Source organism: Gordonia sp. 'Campus' (assembly GCF_022206305.1).
GTDB lineage: Bacteria > Actinomycetota > Actinomycetes > Mycobacteriales > Mycobacteriaceae > Gordonia.
The window spans coordinates 159,843-174,773 of sequence record NZ_JAKOIW010000011.1; the positions used below are offsets into that span (position 1 = coordinate 159,843).

14 protein-coding genes are annotated in these 14,931 nt (G+C 68.6%); 7 read left to right on the plus strand and 7 right to left on the minus strand.

Annotation, left to right across the window (positions count from 1 at the left end):
• Window positions 1-3: 3 nt before the first annotated feature.
• Window positions 4-486: a PaaI family thioesterase gene (locus MAY35_RS13640; protein ID WP_238421827.1), complete on the minus strand. Its 483-nt coding sequence runs from the start codon at window positions 484-486 to the stop codon at window positions 4-6.
• A gap of 126 nt (window positions 487-612) precedes the next feature.
• Here MAY35_RS13640 and MAY35_RS13645 point away from each other — a divergent pair, with 126 nt between their 5' ends.
• The 6 genes from MAY35_RS13645 (at window position 613) to MAY35_RS13670 (ending at window position 5,072) form a co-directional block, all read left to right on the plus strand.
• On the plus strand, window positions 613-1,230 hold the full coding sequence (locus MAY35_RS13645; protein ID WP_238421828.1) for a TetR/AcrR family transcriptional regulator: 618 nt from the start codon (window positions 613-615) through the stop codon (window positions 1,228-1,230).
• A gap of 122 nt (window positions 1,231-1,352) precedes the next feature.
• Entirely contained in the window at window positions 1,353-2,030 is a 678-nt protein-coding gene (locus MAY35_RS13650; RefSeq protein ID WP_238421829.1) for a DUF4166 domain-containing protein, read from the plus strand.
• A gap of 90 nt (window positions 2,031-2,120) precedes the next feature.
• Window positions 2,121-2,561 (plus strand): SRPBCC family protein, encoded by a 441-nt coding sequence (locus MAY35_RS13655; protein WP_238421830.1) that lies wholly within the window; start codon window positions 2,121-2,123, stop codon window positions 2,559-2,561.
• Between the two features lie 109 nt (window positions 2,562-2,670).
• Entirely contained in the window at window positions 2,671-3,192 is a 522-nt protein-coding gene (locus MAY35_RS13660; protein ID WP_238421831.1) for a DUF6764 family protein, read from the plus strand.
• A gap of 78 nt (window positions 3,193-3,270) precedes the next feature.
• Window positions 3,271-4,221: a polyphosphate kinase 2 gene (gene ppk2 / locus MAY35_RS13665; RefSeq protein WP_238421832.1), complete on the plus strand. Its 951-nt coding sequence runs from the start codon at window positions 3,271-3,273 to the stop codon at window positions 4,219-4,221.
• Between the two features lie 35 nt (window positions 4,222-4,256).
• Window positions 4,257-5,072: a hypothetical protein gene (locus tag MAY35_RS13670; RefSeq protein WP_238421833.1), complete on the plus strand. Its 816-nt coding sequence runs from the start codon at window positions 4,257-4,259 to the stop codon at window positions 5,070-5,072.
• 18 nt (window positions 5,073-5,090) lie between these two features.
• Here MAY35_RS13670 and MAY35_RS13675 read toward each other — a convergent pair whose 3' ends face one another.
• From MAY35_RS13675 to MAY35_RS13695, 5 genes are all read right to left on the minus strand, one after another.
• Entirely contained in the window at window positions 5,091-6,755 is a 1,665-nt protein-coding gene (locus tag MAY35_RS13675; protein ID WP_238421834.1) for a thiamine pyrophosphate-binding protein, read from the minus strand.
• A gap of 5 nt (window positions 6,756-6,760) precedes the next feature.
• Complete coding sequence (locus tag MAY35_RS13680; RefSeq protein WP_238421835.1) at window positions 6,761-7,546, minus strand: cyclase family protein; 786 nt, start codon at window positions 7,544-7,546, stop codon at window positions 6,761-6,763.
• Between the two features lie 57 nt (window positions 7,547-7,603).
• Window positions 7,604-8,359: a tellurium resistance protein gene (locus MAY35_RS13685; RefSeq protein WP_238421836.1), complete on the minus strand. Its 756-nt coding sequence runs from the start codon at window positions 8,357-8,359 to the stop codon at window positions 7,604-7,606.
• Window positions 8,360-8,425: 66 nt separating this feature from the next.
• A complete protein-coding gene (locus MAY35_RS13690) occupies window positions 8,426-10,570 on the minus strand; it encodes an Ig-like domain repeat protein (protein ID WP_238421837.1) in 2,145 nt (714 codons plus the stop codon).
• A 28-nt stretch (window positions 10,571-10,598) separates the two neighbouring features.
• Complete coding sequence (locus MAY35_RS13695; RefSeq protein WP_238421838.1) at window positions 10,599-12,275, minus strand: Hsp70 family protein; 1,677 nt, start codon at window positions 12,273-12,275, stop codon at window positions 10,599-10,601.
• 76 nt (window positions 12,276-12,351) lie between these two features.
• Between MAY35_RS13695 and grpE the strand changes: the two genes are divergently transcribed.
• A complete protein-coding gene (gene grpE, locus MAY35_RS13700) occupies window positions 12,352-12,843 on the plus strand; it encodes a nucleotide exchange factor GrpE (protein ID WP_238421839.1) in 492 nt (163 codons plus the stop codon).
• Between the two features lie 12 nt (window positions 12,844-12,855).
• Here the strand turns inward: grpE and MAY35_RS13705 are convergent, their stop codons facing one another.
• Window positions 12,856-14,922 carry a prolyl oligopeptidase family protein gene (locus MAY35_RS13705; RefSeq protein ID WP_238421840.1) on the minus strand — a complete coding sequence of 689 codons (2,067 nt, stop codon included), beginning with the start codon at window positions 14,920-14,922 and terminating at the stop codon, window positions 12,856-12,858.
• Window positions 14,923-14,931: the final 9 nt, after the last annotated feature.

The window sequence follows — 14,931 nt, forward strand, 5'->3', positions numbered from 1 at the left end:
GGCTCAGCGGAACACGATGCACGTGGTGGTTCCGTGCGCGACGAGTTTCCCGTCGTGCGAGAACACCTTGCCCTCGGCGGTCGCGGTGGTGCGCCCCGCGTGGATGACCGTGCCAACACCGGTGAGCTCGCCGGCGTCGACCGCGACCGAGCGGATGTAGTTCACCTTCAGTTCCAGCGTCGTGTAGCCGACCCCCGCGGGCAGCGTGGTGTGCACCGCGCATCCCATGACGGAGTCGAGCAGGGTCGCGCAGATGCCGCCGTGGACGGTGCCCAGGGGATTGGCGAAGTCGGGTTGCGGGGTCACGGCAAACGTCACCGATCCCTCGTCGATCTGCTTGGGCACCATGCCCAGCAGACGGCCGATGCTCGGACGGTCCGCGCCGGCGCCCCCGGCCTGCCACGCGCGGAGCAGTTCGAGGCCCGAGAGGGCGGTGGGGTCGGTTGCGGTGTCCGCTGAGGTGCTCATGACTATGCATGGTTGCATAGTCGGCTGAGATTATGAAGACCCGCATAGTCGAGCCACTGTGCTCGTGCGCTGATGACCTCGGCGAATGCTATGTATGCTGGCATAGGACATCGCGAGTATGAGGGTCTGCATAGGAGTTGCTGCATGGCGTCACAGCCCGCCGAGTCCGTGGTCACCGGCTCGGACGAACGCGGTCCGCGCGAACGCATGGTCGTGCACGCCGCCGACCTGATCGGACGTGACGGCGTCGCCGCGACGTCCATCGGTGACGTGATCGCCGCCAGCTCGGCCCCACGTGGATCCATCTACCATCATTTCCCGGGCGGCAAGACGCAGCTGATGACCGAGGCGGTCGAGTACGCGGGGGACTTCATCGCCGAGCGCATCGGACGTCGTACGACGATGATGCCGGCGGACACGGTCCGCGAGATCGGCGGCGTATGGCGACGACTGCTGGTCAACACCGACTACCAGTTCGGATGTCCGGTCCTGGCCGGCGGGCTGGCGCGGCGCAGCGAACCGGCCGTCGCCGACGCCTCCGCCGAGATCCTCCAGCGCTGGGCCGACCTCGTCACCGCGCGCCTGGTCGTCGACGGCGTGGACGGTGAACGCGCGGGATCACTCGCCAACCTCATCGTCGCGGCGATCGAGGGAGCCGTCGGTCTCTGTCAGACACAGCGCAGCGTCGAACCCCTCGATCGGGTCATCGAGGAGCTCGCGGGTCTCTGCGATGCTGCCGTCGATCGGCTCCGATCTCACTGAGACGTTGGACACGCGTCTGCTCCATCAGTAGGTTCTCCATGTCGTCACCACCGGGGTGACGGTGGCCCGCGGTGATCATCCGCGGTGACCGACAGGGTGGGTGAGTTCGGGGAGATGACGCCATGACGCCGGTCTTCCGGCACGCGCTGGGTTCGGATTTCGACCGGTTGCACCCCAACGTCGCATGGCGCTACGGCATCGACTCCACCTCCGGGGTCGCCCAGATCTGCACCGGGATCTACGAATCCGTGTACATGTCCTCCGCCCTGCCCCCGCCTGCGGTCTGGCATTACGCAAAACGCAACGCCCTGCCCGCGAAGACGAGTCGGATGGTGCCGTTCACCCAGGGCTACTACTGCTACTCCGACGAACTCGGACGCGAATCGCTCGCGGTGCTGCGGACATTCCAGTACACCACCGGGCCGCGCAGGCTGAACTCGCTGCTCGTCGCCGGACACTCCGGGCTCGTCGACTATTTCGGCGACGGACCCGAGTTCCTCTATCCGATCGAGCCGTCGGTGACGCCTGCGGGAGAACTCCTCCTCGAGAGCGGGCCCATGCGCTGGCTCGGGCGCGGCCCGAAGGTCGGAATGCGTGGCCTGTTCACCGCCCAGATGAAGTACATCGAGGGGTGGGACGAGAGACGCGAGCGCTTCCGCTGCGACGCGACCGTGCGCAACCCCCTCATCGGCGAGATCATGCATTTCCGCGGGTGGTTCACCGCCGTCGACCAGGCGTGCTCGCTGCGGGACATCCCCGACGAGGCGTGGCCGGTCAACCTGGTCGATCGCGAGAACTGACCGGCGTCGGCAGAGCGTGATGTCGTGGGGTTCGGTACGCCGTCGACAGTTCGTTGCATCGCCGAGATGAGGGCGCGGTAGGTTCAGCCCATGGCTGTCTCAGCGAACATCGAATTCGACGTTGCCGCCCCGGTCTCCGTGGTGATGGAAGTGCTCATGGACATCGAGTCCCTGCCCGAGTGGTCGGGTCCGCACAAGGAGGCGGAGATCCTCTCGAGTCATGACGACGGGACCCCGGAGAAGGTGCGCATGGTCGTCACCGCCGCCGGCATCTCCGATGAGCAGACGTGCTCCTACGAGTGGACCGACACCAGTTGCGAGTGGCACCTCATCGAGTCGAATCAGTTGAGCCAGCAGCACGGCAAGTACAGCGTCACCCCGACCGACAGTGGATCGCACGTGCGGTTCGACCTCGCGGTCGACCTGAAGATCAAACTGCCCGGACTCATCGTGAAGCGGGCCCAGAAGATGGCCGTCGACACCGCACGCAAGGGTCTCACCGCAGAGGTGGAGAAGCGCGCGGCCGGCTGAGCAAAACCGTGACCCGAGTGAGACGGGGCGATCGTCATCCGCCGACGCACCGCGCGGGTACGCTGAGGGCGTCATTTACCCGGCGCCCGCACAATGGAGGCCAAAGCAGTTGAAAATCAAGAAGTTTGCCGTTCGTGGTCTGGTCCTGCTGGCCGGTGTCGCCGGATGTGTCGGATTCGCCGGTCTGTCGGGTGAGGGGGTGTCCTCGGCATCCACGCACTGCTCGGTGTCGAACGGACATCAGGTCGAGCGCGTCGAGGGTCGCAGTGGTTGTGGCGCCAAGGCCGGACCCGGCAGCCGCGCGACTGCCGACGAGCAGAGCGGAAGTGGTACGGCCGTCTCGGTGTCGGACAACGGCGGCAACGCCTCCGCGTACAACCTGCAGCCCGGGTCCACCGCTCTCGCCGGTGCCAACAGTCGGGGCACCGCCTACTCGGTGACGACGGGACCGAGTGCGCTGTCCGTCGCCCAGGCACGTCGCGGCGGGACCACGGTGGCCGTCGGCGGTTGGGGTGGCGAGGCCTACGCCGGACCGGAAGGTGCGCGCTGCAGCGGCGGTTTCGCCACGGCCTTCGACACCAGCACCGGCAAGGCATGCCTCCACGCGGGCTCGATCGACCTGCGGAACTGAGAGTCAGAACACGCCCGGCGCGACGGCCGTTCACCGGAGCGTCGGGCGTCGTTTTCCCCTTCGACCTATCGTTGTGGCGTGACCGACCTCCACACCACTGACGCCCAGATCGGCCCCGACTTCAGCGTGCTGAACGGTCGTGAAGCCCTGCAGCAACTCGTCGACCTGCACGACACCACGCTCTTCACGGTCAACGACGACGATGACGACGACCCCGTCCTGCTGACCCTGCCGGAGCGGAACGTCGTCGACACCTGGCGCGAGGATTATCCCTACGACGAGCGCATGAGCCGTCGGGAGTACGAGGTGACCAAGCGTCGCCTGCAGATCGAGTTGCTCAAGCTGCAGAAGTGGTCCAAGCAGACCGGGCAGCGGCACCTGCTGGTGTTCGAGGGACGTGACGCGGCGGGCAAGGGCGGCACGATCAAGCGCTTCAACGAACACCTCAACCCGCGCGGCGCCCACGTCGTGGCGCTCGGCAAGCCCAGCGAGCGCGAGGCCACCGAGTGGTACTTCCAGCGCTACGTCCAGCATCTGCCCGCGGGCGGAGAGATGGTCTTCTTCGACCGGTCCTGGTACAACCGGGCCGGCGTCGAACGGGTCATGGGCTTCTGCAGCCCACAGCAATACACACAGTTCATGTCGCAGGTGCCCGCCTTCGAGAAGATGCTCGTCGACGACGGGATCAACCTCGTCAAGTTCTGGTTCTCGGTGACACCCCTCGAACAGCGGACGCGGTTCGCCATCCGCCAGATCGATCCCGTCCGCCAGTGGAAGCTCTCGCCGATGGACCTCGCGTCGCTGGACAAGTGGGACGCCTACACCCAGGCGAAGGAGGCGATGTTCGCCGCCACGGACACCGACCACGCCCCGTGGACGGTGGTGAAGTCCAACGACAAGAAGCGTGCCCGGATCAACGCCATGCGGCACGTGCTCAGCCTGTTCGACTACGACGGCAAGAACGAGTCCTTCGTCGGGGTGCCGGACCCGCTCATCGTCGGACGCGCCGCCGATGAGATCGGGGAGTAGCGTCCCGGTCTCAACGTCTCGGTAGCCTCGTGGCTGTGCGTAGCTTTCTGAGTGCCCTGTTGACGCTCGTCGCGATCGCGGCGACCATTCTCGCCGTACCGTCGTTCTGGCTGGACCAGCGGCTGGTCGATCGGGAGGGATTCGTCTCCACGGTCGCGCCGATGGCCGAGAACCAGCAGGTCAAGGACTATCTGGCGGACGAGATCGCCGCGCAGGCGACCGCCCGCACCGACCTTCCGATCGCCGGCGTCCTCGTCCGGCCGCTGGCCGGTCGCTATACCGACAGCGAACAGTTCCGGCAGGACTTCGCCGACGTGGTGGGTCAGCAGCATGACTTCCTGTTCGAGACTCCCGCCCCCGGCACGGACACCTCGGTGATGCAGCTCGACATCACCGACATGATCAACCGGGCACTGAACCTGTCCGGCGGCAATCGGATCCAGGGGCCGGTCGTCGTCGAATTGACCAACGGCGCTTCGGGTCTCGAAGCCGGCAGGTACGCCGAGGTCGGCGACCAGATCACGCTTCTGGCATGGGGATCGGCCGCGGTGGCGGTCCTCGCCGCTCTGCTCGCGTTACTGGTCGCACGACGACGCGGGACCGTCTTCGCATGGCTCGGACTGGGCGTCGTCGCCGCCGGTGTCTCGACCTGGGCGATGGGATTGTTCTTCGCCGATCGAGCCAAACAGGAGGTGTCGGGGGCGGAGAGCTCCGGTCGCCGGGTGGCCGAACTCATCATCGACGGCGCCTACGACGATGTGACCCGGGTGGCCGTCATCGTCGGCGGCGTGGGCATCGCGATGTTCGCAGTGGGGATTCTGGGCAGATTGATCTTCGCCGGACGCCGCTGACCTGTTGCCCCAGGGACGTCAGTGGCCGGCGAACGCCTCGGCGAGCCACCACGCGCCGCCGTCGTCGGCGATCTTGGCGTCGATGACCAAGGGACCTGACGGCGTCGCGGTGGAGAGGGAGGCTACCCAGCGCCGGACGCCGTCGAGGTCGTCGAGCCCGGTCACCGTGACCCCGGTGGCGCCGTGGCCGCGGGCGATCGCGGCGATGTCGACGTCGGGAAAGGTCACCGTGGTCATGTCCGCGTCGCCGAAGTGGTGGACTTCCGCCCCGTAGGCGGAGTCGTTGTAGACGATGACGACCAGCGGCAGAGCCAGCCGGACGGCCGTCTCCAATTCGGCGATGGCCATCAGGAATCCGCCGTCTCCGGTGCCGAGCACCGGGATTCGGCCCGGTTGGGCGAACGCTGCGCCGATCGCGGTGCCGAGACCGAGGCCGATCGACTGGAACGCCTGGGTGAAACAGAATCCGAACTCGTCGGGAACCGACAGGTGCGTCGACGGATAACCCATGAAGTTGCCGGAGTCGATGGACACGATCCGATCGGCGGGCAGGATGTCGTCGAGCGCGATGGTCACTGCCCGCGCATCGACCCGGCCGGGCGTGACCTCCTCGGTCACCGGGACATCCCGCCATCGGGACGACGCGGCGATTCGTTGTTCGACGTCCGCGGTTCGATAACCGTTCCGGGCCGGGCGGTTCCCGTGGAGCGCGAGTACGTCCGACGCCGTTTCCGCACAGTCGCCGACCACCCCGACGTCGACGCCGCGATGCGCGCCGAGCGCGTCGACCTCGATGTCGACCTGGGCCACGACGCTGCCGTCACCGATGAGGCGGCCGTGGCGCATCGTCCACATGTTCAGTGCACAGCCCCAGCCGACGATGAGGTCGGCTCCGGCGATGAGTGCGGCGGAGGTGGGGGAGGAGAACCCGCCGGAGATCCCCAGCGAGAACGGGTTTCGGCCGAACAGGCCGTTCGCGACGGCCGAGGTGGCGACGAGCGCACCGGAGTGCTCGGCGAGGGCCGCGATCTCGGGCCCCGCGCCGCGCGCGCCGCGGCCCGCGACGAAGACCGGCCGGTCTGCGGCGTCGATGGCGTCGGCCAGTCGCTGCGCCGACGCGGCGTCGGGTCGAACCCGTGGGGCCTCGGCCTGTGTCGTGACGGGTGCCGCCACCTCCGCGGGCGCGGCCGCGACGTCGATCGCGACATTGAGGACGACGGTCCGGCGCTGTGTCACCGCGGTGCGGACTGCCCGCGTCACATCGGCGACGACCGAACCCGGGCCGTGGACGCGATCACTGACCGCGCCCACGCTCGTGACGAGAGCGTCCTGGTCGATGCGGAAGTTCGAGCGCAACGCCGCCGCCGGGGCGTCGGCGGTGAGCACGATCATCGGGGTACGGCTCTTGGCCGCCTCGGTGATGCCGGTCATCGCGTTCGTCAGTCCGCAACCCTGATGAACCGACAGCACGCCGACGCGCCCGGACATGCGCGAATACGCGTCGGCCATGCTCGCGGCACCGCCCTCGTGGCGCGCCGCGGTGAACGGCACCCCGCCGGAGCGCAGGGCGTTGGTCATCACGAAGTTGCCGCTGCCGACGACGCCGAAGGCGTGACCGACCCCGAGGTCGGCGAGTAGGCCGCCGACGACGTCGGCAATCGTCGGACCGTATGTGCCCGCCACGCGTATCAGGCCGCGACGATCGCGAGCACGCGCGAAGGGCTCCCGGTTCCACCGACGATCGGCAGCGGACTCACCACGATCACCGCGCCGGTCGGCGGAAGCGAACCGAGGTTGCGTAGCGAGGTGAGACCGTACTTGTCGTTGCCGAGGAAGTGGTAGTGGACGGGGAACGCCGGATCGAACCCGCCGGCGAGGCCGGCGTCCACACCGACGGTCTCGACGCCCAGGCCGGTGATCTCGCGTTCGGTGGCGAGCCACTGCGCACACTCGACCGAGACGCCGGGAGTGTGCGACCCGGTCTCGTCGGCGTTGAGGAAGTCGGCCTCGGAACCGCCGCGCGACTCCCAACCGGTGCGCAGCAGCAGCCAGGTCCCCGCGGTGAGCTGCCCGTGGACGTTCTCCCACTGCTCGACGTCGGCGACTTCCAGGAGGTGGTCGGGGTCGGCGGCGACCTTGTCGGTGAGGTCGAGAACGGCGGCGGGCCCGATGAGCCGCTGCACGGGGATCTGTGAGACATCGTCGCCGTCGCGGCCGCTGATCCAGTGGATCGGCGCGTCCAGGTGGGTGCCGATGTGCTCACCGGTGTGAATGTTGTTGTGGCGCCAGTAGGGTCCGGGCTCGTTGTACGCGCTGACCTCTTCGAGACTGAAGTCGATGAGGTTCGCGAACGGGGCGGGCAACCGCAACGCCGGTGTCGATGCGCTCAACGGGGTCGTCAGGTCGAGCACGCGGAGCGAACCGTCGGCGAGACCTTCGAGGAACGCGGACAGGGCGGGGGCGGTGGAGGGCATGGGCGACATCCTTTCGGCGACTGCGCCGAATGATGCCAGGTCCACCGCCCCGGCACGCTACTTGCGGGCGCCCCGCCAGTTCATGCCCCAGCCGTACGCCTCGTCGACCTTGTCCTGGGCGCCACGGATGTATCGGACCTCGCGATTGAGAACGAGTTCGCCACCGCGGTTCTCGAACAACGCGATCGCACACGAGAGAGCAGACTGGTCGGCTTCGTCGAGCCGGACCTCGATCTGCGGTCCACTCACCGGGTAGAGGGTGACGACGCCGTTGGCGCCCGCCCAGTTGGGGGTGCCCTCGTAGATGTAGGCGAAGATCAGGATGCGCCGGATCTGGTTGGTCGCCGCGAGATCGATGTACATGTTCTCGCCGCCGGAGCCGGATCGGTCGTCTCCGTCGAGATAGATGATGGGCTGACCGTCGCGGGGTGCCCGGAACGAGTTGCCGAGGGCCTGGACGATGCCCTTGCTGCCGTCGGTGAACTCCCACAGGCAGGCGAGGTCGAGATCGATGCCCTGTGCCTTGCGAAACAGGCCGCCGCCCTTGGAATTCGAGGTCCAGCTCAGGTTGACACGCACCTGTCCGGTGGTCGCGCCCTGCTTGCTCAGCGAGATGCTGGGCGCGGACTTGGTCAGGGTGATCTTGGAGAGCGACACCGGTTGTGCGGGCGGCTGCTGGCCGTAGCCCGCCGGGGTGGGCGGTTGCTGTCCGTAACCCGCGGGAGCGGGCGGCTGCTGTCCATACCCCGCCGGCGGCTGCGCGGGCGGCTGCGGCGGCTGCGCCTTCGGACGCTTGGTGTAATCGATCCCCATGTCGGTTTCCTCATCTCATCGGTGGGTGACGCGGGTGGTGTTGGCGCCCAGCGTAGTGGACCTGGCTCACTCGACGGTCCGGCTCGGCCCGGCCTCCGCACGCGCCGACGGGCCGAACGACGACGCGACGGCGAGGGCTCCCTGGGGAGTCCGTCGGCAACTCGCCACCGCCACGTGGCACGGGCGCGGGATGTGCGGCGGGATCGGGTAGCCGTCGTCGATCTGGTAGCGGGTGTTGGTCACCTTCGCGGTGACGGCGCGCGGGTCCGCGGGATCGTCCGGCGCCGTATCCGGCCGGATGACGACCATCGCCTCGGTCACCCCGGCCGGCCAGTCGAACCGCAGGGTGTCCCCGTCGACGCGGACCGCGGTGATCGCGGGTGGATCTGCGTCTCGGGGAGTCGAGCTCGGTGCGGCCGGTGCGGAGACAGTCGGTGAGGGGGCGGTCGGTGAGGGGGCTGGGCCGGAACGGGCTGGCTCCGAGCGCTGGTCCCCGAGCACGGCGGTGACCTCGTAGACGGGCGGGACCGGGTCGACCGTACCGCCGTCGGACAGTTCGGTCGCCGGCGTACGGCCGAGGGTCCGTGTCGAACCGTCCGCTCCGATCCGCACCACCCGGTAGACCACCGCGGGCGTCGGCGAGGCCTCCCAGGACACGGTGGTGCCGTCGTGGCCCGTCGTCGTGCGTACGTTCCGGGGCGGTTCGATGCGGACACGGTCCGCGACGGCGTTGAGCTCCTCGTGATCGACGATCCGGCGTCGCATCTCGATCACCGCGGCGAGGCTGCCCGGGTCGCCCGCCGCTGCACGGGCCAGCTCGTCGGCTGCGCGGACCAGGGCGCGCGCGGCGTCGAGCCGGGCGTCGAGGCTTCCGTCCGCGCCGCCGGCCAGGTCCACATCCCGTGCTTCGCGGTGCAGCGCCTCGAACAGTTCCAGGGCGGCGACGTGGTGGTTGTCGGCGACCAGTGCCTGCGCATGTCGGTAGTCCCCGAGCGCCTTGTCGGCGACGCGGTCGATCTCGGCGGCGACCGCCGCGATCTGGCGGAGGGCATCACCGTCGTCTCCGGCGGCGGCACGTGCCTCGGCGATCGCCGTGCGTGCCCGGAACGGCAGGCCGTCACGCAGGGCGGCGCGCGCGGCGCGCAGGTCGTTCTCCCACCGTCGAGAAGGGGTTTCGACAGGCGGGGCAGGGGGCTCGACGCTTCCCGGGGTGACGGCGGGCGAGGTGACCACTCGGGCTCCGAACTCGTGTGCGACAGCGGCGATCACCTGCCGTGCGTCGCGGGCGCCCAACCCCAGACTGCCCGCCTCGGCGAGGAGGAACTCGTGGTCGGCGGCGCCCAGTTCGTCCTCCACCAGCACGGCCGCGCGGACGCGAGGCCGCAGATGTTCGGTCACCTCGTCGACGACGGATTGTCGATATGCCTGCGCGAGGGCGGGATCGGTCAGCAGGACGTCGTTCACGTGCACCAGGAGTTCGTCGATCACCGCCCGCATACGCCCCGCGGCGAGTTCGCGCGCACGCTCGTTGAGTGCGGCGGCACGCGATCCGACGAGCGCGTGATCAGCCGCGTCGTCGGTGTCGAGGTGCAGAAAGGTGAGCAGGGTCGGGGTGGGTTCGCCGTCGCGGAGGCGGTCGAATTCGGCCAGGAGGTCACCGATCTGGCTGCGTTGCCGGTCGGTCAGCGCCGCTGCCGGTCCGGCGACAGCGGGCGCCGCCGGAGGCGGGTCGTCGATGAGCCGGTGTCGTCGGAGTCGCGTGGCGATCTCGGCGGGGGTGAGACCTCCCATGGCGCCGATGTCGTCGAGTCCCTGTCGTTTCGACGCCGGGATGCCGCCGTAGCGTTCGTTGAGCCGGGCAATGGCGTTGTCGAGGAGTTCGAACCTCTTCTGGTCGCGCAACTCGCGCCGGGTGCGCACCGCCCGCGCCTCGGCGATGCGACCGGTCTTGTGCCGCAGCGGAGCCGACCGGACGTCGTGTTCGGCAACCAGGCGTGCGACCAGGACGCGATACTTGGGGTGGTCCCGCTGCTTCTGCCAGAACGCCCAGACCTCGTCGAGGCGTTGCAGTACCTGGTCGTCACCGAGGCGCTCGGCCTCCTCGATGGGGATGTCGTAGAGCTCGAACACGTCGGACTCCCCGGCACCGCCGCGCTTGTCGACCGCGGCGAGCACCCGTTTGCGGTAGTCGTTGCCGACGAACGGTTCCATCACACCCCCAGCTCCGCCATATCCGGTGTCATCGGTCGCGTCGCCGGGACCGATGCACCTGCTCGAGTTCGCGTTCGACCTCGGACTTCGACAGCGATGCACCGGTTTTCGCGGACAATGTCAACGGGATCTGCGCGTCGACGTGGAAGGCCGTCACGTGCAACACGCCGTCGAAGGCCATCTCGAACGTGACCGACACCTCGCTCCCCTCGTCGTAACCGGGCGGGATGTCGGTGATGGCGCCCTCGATGAGGACCTTGGCGTCCTCGGGACGTGGGGACGCGGCCTGGCCCTGTTGCTCCAGGACGACCAACTCGATGCGTGTCTGGTCGCGGCGCATGGTGCCGAATGAGCGTCGGACCCGGATGGGCAGGGTCTGATTGCGGTGGACGAGCCAGCTCGCCTCGAGTTCTCCGTTGTGACCGTTGACCGCCAGAACTCCGAAACCCCGTGACACGACGGTGTCCACGGAGATCTCGAGCATGCGCCGCACGCTGCTCACCGGCAGCGCGAACGCCTGTGCCACCCGCGTGCAGGACTCGTCGAGATCGGCCGCAGCGACGGTGTCGAGGCCGCGGTCCTCGCGGAGCCGGCCGCGGGTGGTGAGGTCGGCGCGGACCAGTCGTTCGATCTCGAGCTTCTCGCCGTAGATGGCGGCGCCGCGCGCGACGGCGAGGTCCGGGTCGTCCAGCTCAGGTGACCTGCCCAGTGCCGCAGCCAGTTCGCGCGTCACCATCGGCATCCGTGACGAGCCGCCGACCAGCAGGACGCGGTCGACCGAGCCGACTCCGCGGCGCTCGGCCGCGGCCAGACACGACCTGGTGAGTTCGATCGTGCGGGCCAGCAGGGGACGGGTGAGTTCCTCCAGCTCGGCTCTGGTGACGGTGATGACTGACCGCGCCCCATCGTGCGCCACGACCACCGACGTCGACTCCGATTCGGTGAGTTCGTGTTTCGCCCGTTCAGCGGCCAGGATCAGGGTCTGTGAACCGGCCGAGTCGTCGAGCGGGTCCTCGGCGTCGGGGTTCTCGGTGCAGAAGGCACGGGACAGGTGGAGCGCGAGCCGCTCGTCCCAGTCCGCCCCGCCGAGCTGATGGTCGCCGTCGACGGCGAGCACGGTGATGCGACGGTCGGCGAGTTCGATGACCGTCGCATCGAAGGTGCCGCCGCCGAGGTCGTACACCAGGACCGTCTCGTCCGGTGTGTCCTTGGCGAAGGGGTCGGTGATCCGGCTGAAGCCGTAGGACAGGGCCGCGGCGATCGGCTCGGACAGCACCCCGGCGACGTCGAGGCCCGCGTAGGTTCCGGCCTGGATCGTCGCGCGGCGCTCCTCGTCGCCGAAGTAGGCCGGCACGGTGATGACCGCGCGCTCGACCCGCTCGCCGGCGAACTCCGCGTCGGACATGAGGGATTTCAGGATGAGCGCGGAGATCGCGGGCGCCGACCAGGTCTGACCGTGGGCGACGAAGCGCCACTGCGCGTCGCCCATCCGCCGTTTGACGAGGCTGCACACGTTCTCCGGATCGAGTCGGGCCTGCCGGCGCGCACCCTCACCGACGACGTGATCGGTGGCCGAGGTCAGCAGCACGGTCGACGGGGTCGTCGGCGCCCCCATCAGGCCGACGATCACCTCCGGGCGGCCGTCGGCGTCGATCTTGGCCATCGCCGAGTTGGTGGTTCCCAGGTCGATCCCGATTACGCCCACGATCGGGGATGCTAGCAGCGCCGACGGCCTCGACGACTCGGACGAACGGCCGGGCACCGGTGATTACGCTGTGGAAATGACGACTTCCGGGGAGCCGACGCCGCAGCAGATCGATGCCCTCGCACAGCTCCGGGAGCAGGTGTCCGACCTCGCCCTCGTGGTGGCGCGCCAGACCCGGACCATCGAACGTCTCGTCGACGCGACGCGGGCCCCGGCCGGACCGGCGGCCGCGGACACATCGCTTCTCGTCGATCTCTTCGCACTCCACACCGATGCGACGACGTGCGCGGCGTCGGCGTCGGACGCCGACCGTCCGGCGTTCGAGCTGCTGCGTGCCGGCCTCGAACGGGTCATCGCCGGGCGAGGGGGTGTCGTCGTCAGTCCGGTCCCGGGCGTCGAGTTCGACGCCCGGACGATGGAAGCAGTCGACGTCCGGACGGCGGACGATGCCGCCGCGGATCGGACCGTCGCCGAGCTGCTGCGGCCCGGCTTGCTCGTCGGTGAACGGTCCGTACGCCCGGCGGCCGTGGTCGTCCACCGGCATTTCGTAGCGAAAGATGGTGCATAGCACCATTTTTTGCTACGAATTCCCGATTGTCCGCCAGAGGAATTCGTAGGCGAGGGCCGACTTGAATGCGGCCTGCTTGTTGTCTGCCGCGCCGCCGTGGCCGCCCTCGATGTTCTCGTAGTACAGGACGTCGTGTCCGGTCTCCTCGAGGCGCGCGACCAGCTTGCGCGCGTGCCCGGGATGGACACGGTCGTCGCGAGTCGAGGTGGTGACCAGGATGGCCGGGTACGCCACGCCGGCCTCGATGTTCTGGTACGGCGAGAACGGCTTCATGAACTCCCACTGTTCGGGATCGTCGGGGTCGCCGTATTCGGCCATCCACGACGCGCCGGCGAGCAGCAGGTGGTAGCGCTTCATGTCGATCAGCGGCACCTGGCACACGAGTGCGCCGAACAACTCCGGGTATCGCGTGAGCATCACACCCATCAGCAGACCGCCGTTGGAGCCGCCCTGTGCGCCGAGCTGTTCGGGTGTCGTCAGGCCGGTGTCGACGAGCGCACGGGCCACCGCGGCGAAGTCCTCGTAGACCTTGTGCCGCCCGGCCTTCTGTGCCTGGGTGTGCCACGACGGCCCGTACTCGCCGCCGCCGCGGATGTTGGCGATGACGTAGATGCCGCCGCGCTCGATCCAGCTCTGTCCGGCGACCGCGAGGTAACCGGGGGTGAGGGAGTTTTCGAAGCCGCCGTAACCGTAGAGAAGCGTCGGACCGGAGGAGACGTCGCGTCGGCGGACCACGAAGTACGGAACCTGGGTGCCGTCGTCGGAGGTGGCGAAATGCTGTTCTGCGGTGACAGTCTCGGAGTCGAAGAACGACGGGCTGTGCTTGATGACCCGCGGTGCGCGACCGCTCTCGCCATGCAGGAGGCTCGGTGGATCGGTGAACGAGGTCGCCGACCAGAACACCTCGTTGCTCTCGTCGGGGTCGGTGTCGAGCACCGAGACCGTCGCGAGGTCGGGCAGGCCGGGCATGTCGACGACCGTCCATGACCCCAGCTCACGGACCTCCACCCGGGTGTGGACGTCGTGGAGCAGCACGAGGATCAGATGCGAACGCGTATAGGCATAGTCGACGAGACTCGTGTGTGCGTCCGGGGTGAAAAGGATCGTGGCCCCTCGGTCGCCTGTCCGGTACGCCTCGTAATCGAAGGCCAGCAGGGTGCCGGGAGCGTGTGTCGTGCCGTTGACCTCCCATGGCGAGCGCGTCATCACCAGGAGCCAATTCTTGCGCACCCCGGCGCTCGCGTCCGTGGGGACGTCGAGCAGCTCGGGTTCTCCGTCGCGCAGTTCATAGTCCAGCGAGTTGAAGAAATCCGTTGCGCGACCGATGAAGTGCCGCTCGTAACCGGGGGTGTCGTCGTAGACCGCGTGTACGGACACATCGCCGGGCTCGCCCGCGAAGACGGTCACCGCGTCCTCGAGCGGCGTGCCCCGAGTCCACCGCTTGACCACACGCGGATAGCCGGAGTCGGTCAGCGACCCGTGGCCGTCGGGCTGTTCGCCGAAATCGGTTCCCACGTAGACGGTGTCGCGGTCGATCCAGCCGACGCTCGACTTGTTCTCCGGCAGCGCGAAGCCGCCGTCGACCCAGGTGCGGGACGGAATGTCGAACTCGCGGACCACCGATGCGTCGGCGCCGCCGCGCGACAGCGAGATGAGCGCCCGCTCGTACTCGGGTCGCAGCACGGTCGCGCCTGCCCAGACCCAGTTCTCGTCCTCCGCGCGCGCGAGCTCGTCGACGTCGATGAGGACGTCCCATTCGGGCGAGTCGGTGACATAGGAGTCGAAGGTCGTGCGACGCCACAACCCGCGTGGGTTCGCCGCGTCACGCCAGAAGTTGTAGAGGTACTCGCCGCGGCGGCGGGCGTAGGGAATGCGGTCGTCGGTGTCGAGGGTCGCGAGGGTGGCGGCCTCGAGTTCGCGGAATCGCTCCGAGGTGGTCAGCTCGGCGACGGTGGGCTCGTTGTGGGCGCGCACCCAGGACAGCGCGGCGTCGCCGGTGACCTCTTCCAGCCACTGGTGGGGATCGTCGGAAACGGGGGACGTGGCTTGGGGAGAACGGACGTCGTCGTGCGCGGTCATGGCGTCCAA

What these genes read in the sequence shown, in the direction of transcription:
- MAY35_RS13640 (WP_238421827.1), bottom strand. Translation starts at nt 486, where the DNA reads ATGCAACCATGCATAGTCATGAGCACCTCAGCGGACACCGCAACCGAC.
- MAY35_RS13645 (WP_238421828.1), top strand. Translation starts at nt 613, where the DNA reads ATGGCGTCACAGCCCGCCGAGTCCGTGGTCACCGGCTCGGACGAACGC.
- MAY35_RS13650 (WP_238421829.1), top strand. Translation starts at nt 1,353, where the DNA reads ATGACGCCGGTCTTCCGGCACGCGCTGGGTTCGGATTTCGACCGGTTG.
- MAY35_RS13655 (WP_238421830.1), top strand. Translation starts at nt 2,121, where the DNA reads ATGGCTGTCTCAGCGAACATCGAATTCGACGTTGCCGCCCCGGTCTCC.
- MAY35_RS13680 (WP_238421835.1), bottom strand. Translation starts at nt 7,546, where the DNA reads ATGCCCTCCACCGCCCCCGCCCTGTCCGCGTTCCTCGAAGGTCTCGCC.
- MAY35_RS13685 (WP_238421836.1), bottom strand. Translation starts at nt 8,359, where the DNA reads ATGGGGATCGATTACACCAAGCGTCCGAAGGCGCAGCCGCCGCAGCCG.
- MAY35_RS13690 (WP_238421837.1), bottom strand. Translation starts at nt 10,570, where the DNA reads ATGGAACCGTTCGTCGGCAACGACTACCGCAAACGGGTGCTCGCCGCG.
- grpE (WP_238421839.1), top strand. Translation starts at nt 12,352, where the DNA reads ATGACGACTTCCGGGGAGCCGACGCCGCAGCAGATCGATGCCCTCGCA.
- MAY35_RS13705 (WP_238421840.1), bottom strand. Translation starts at nt 14,922, where the DNA reads ATGACCGCGCACGACGACGTCCGTTCTCCCCAAGCCACGTCCCCCGTT.